The 2,149-nt window shown below is 62.3% G+C and carries 3 protein-coding genes; 2 read left to right on the forward strand and 1 reads right to left on the reverse strand.

Going from position 1 to position 2,149, the window contains the following annotated elements; all coding sequences use genetic code 11:
• On the forward strand, positions 1-143 hold a 143-nt coding region (locus EN935_RS32540; protein ID WP_281040382.1), incomplete at its 5' end, for a transcription antitermination factor NusB.
• Positions 140-1,351 (forward strand): MFS transporter, encoded by a 1,212-nt coding sequence (locus tag EN935_RS32545; protein ID WP_127374047.1) that lies wholly within the window; start codon positions 140-142, stop codon positions 1,349-1,351. The genes EN935_RS32540 and EN935_RS32545, both read left to right, overlap by 4 nt.
• Before the next feature lie 8 nt (positions 1,352-1,359).
• On the opposite strand, the gene EN935_RS32550 is transcribed toward EN935_RS32545, so the two are convergent.
• Entirely contained in the window at positions 1,360-1,932 is a 573-nt protein-coding gene (locus tag EN935_RS32550) for an NADPH-dependent FMN reductase (protein WP_109668613.1), read from the reverse strand.
• Positions 1,933-2,149: the final 217 nt, after the last annotated feature.

Genomic DNA, 2,149 nt, shown 5'->3' on the forward strand with positions numbered 1-2,149 from the left:
TCCCCGTCGCGGTTATCGTCTCCGAATATGTCGACATCGCCAAGGCTTTCTACGAGGAAGACGAGCCGAAGCTGGTCAATGCCGTGCTCGACCGTGTGTCACGCCGGGTGCGTGGCGAGGGGCGCGGCAAGGACGCATCATGACGGCAATCGCCGTCGGGGCCAGCAAGGAGGCGCGCCGCACCGCGCTGATCCTCGCCGCCTCGCAGGCGATCATCGGCTCGGCGGCCCCCATCGCCATCTCCATGGGGGCGCTGGCCGGGCAATATCTGCTTGGCCCCGACAAATCGCTGGCAACGGCGCCGATCACCGGCTTCAACATCGGCGTGGCGCTCGGCGCGCTGCCCGCGGCGGCCATCATCCGCAGCATGGGCCAGCGCGGCGGCTTCATGACCGGAACAATCGTCACGGCGCTTGGCGGCCTCGTCGCCACGCTTGCGCTCTTCCAAAGCAGCTTCTGGCTGTTTGCCTTTGGCTTGCTCACGATCGGTGTCGGCGGCGCCTTCGTCCAGCAGTTCCGCTTCGCCGCCGCCGACAACGCACCGCCGGAATTCAAGGCGCGCGCCATCTCCTTCGTGCTGGCCGGTGGTATCATCACCGCCATCCTCGGGCCGCAGATCGTCATCTTCACCCGCGAATTGTTGGCGCCGGTGATGTTTGCCGGTTCGTTCGTCTCCATCCTGCCGTTGGCCGCGGTCGGCGCCATCATCCTGTCGTTCCTGCGGCTGCCGGCGAAAGCATCCGGCAAGGTGGAGATCGCCGCCAGCGACGCCAGGCCATTGGCCGAAATCGTCACGCAGCCGCGCTTCGTCGCCGCACTTTTCTGCGCGGTCGGCAGCTACGCGCTGATGAGCTTCGTCATGACCGGCGCACCGCTGGCCATGGTCGGTTGCGGACTGTCGGAGGATGACGCGACGCTCGGCATCTCCTGGCACGTCATGGCGATGTTCGCGCCAAGCTTCTTCACCGGCTCGCTGATCCATCGCTTCGGCGCCGAACGCATTGTGGCCCTCGGCCTGATCCTGCTCATCGGCTGCGCCATTGTCGCTCTGTCGGGCCTGGCGCTCTGGCAATTCTGGACATCGCTGATCCTGCTCGGCCTCGGCTGGAATTTCGGCTTCATCGGCGCCACGGCGATGGTGGCGGCCAGCTACCGGCCGTCGGAAAAGGGCAAGGTGCAAGGCTTCCACGATTTCGTCCTGTTCGGCTCCGTCGCCTGCGCCTCGCTGATGTCGGGCATGGTCTACAATGCCTGGGGCTGGGAGATGCTGAACTGGATGATATTCCCGGTTGCTGTGCTCTGTTTCGTGGCGCTAGGCGCGCTGAAGGTGATGAGCGCGCGCCCGGTTTGACGCCAAACCTATGCGTCCGGCGGCAACACCTGAAGCACCCGCGCTATGAACATGTGGAATTCAGCCATGTAGTTGCGTAGGAAGTCCTCGGTGGATTCGACCGTCACTTCGCCGTCGTCCGTTATCAGTCCCGGCGTGAACTGGATATAGGCTTCCGGCGCATTCATCTGGGGTGAGTTGCAGAAGCTCAGAACGCTGCGCAGGCTTTGTTGGGCGACAGCGGTTGCGATGGCGCCCGGCGATGTTCCGATAACGGCTGACGGTTTGCGCGCGAATGAATTCTTTCCATAGGGGCGGCTGGCCCAGTCGATCGCGTTCTTCAATCCGCCAGGGATCGAGCGATTGTACTCCGGGGTAACGAACAGCACGGCCTGAACGGAGGCGATCGCCTTTTTGAAATCCCGGGCGACCGGTGGGAAATTCGCGTCATAATCGTAGCTGTAAAGGGGCAGATCCTTGAAGGCGATTTCCGTCATTTCAAGTTCCGGAGGAGCCAGTTGAACGAGCGCCTTCGCGAGCTTGCGGTTGATGGATTCCCGGGCAAGACTGCCGATGAGGTAACCGACTTTGTGTATGGCCATGACACGCTCTCCGTGTTTGCCACCCGCACCCTCATTGCATTATCCGCCAGATGGCAGCAGATCGCCAGCTTCGCCTCGAAATCGGCCTTCCGAACAAAAATATTGCGCTGATCCCCCTTGTTATGAAACCGTGTGCCCCGACTGGCCGTTGAAGCCATGCTCATATGCGGTCACCGCATTTCGGTTCATAGCAAGGGGTTTTCACGATGTTTTCAGT

Source organism: Mesorhizobium sp. M7D.F.Ca.US.004.03.1.1, assembly GCF_003998635.1.
Classification (GTDB): Bacteria; Pseudomonadota; Alphaproteobacteria; order Rhizobiales; family Rhizobiaceae; genus Mesorhizobium; species Mesorhizobium loti.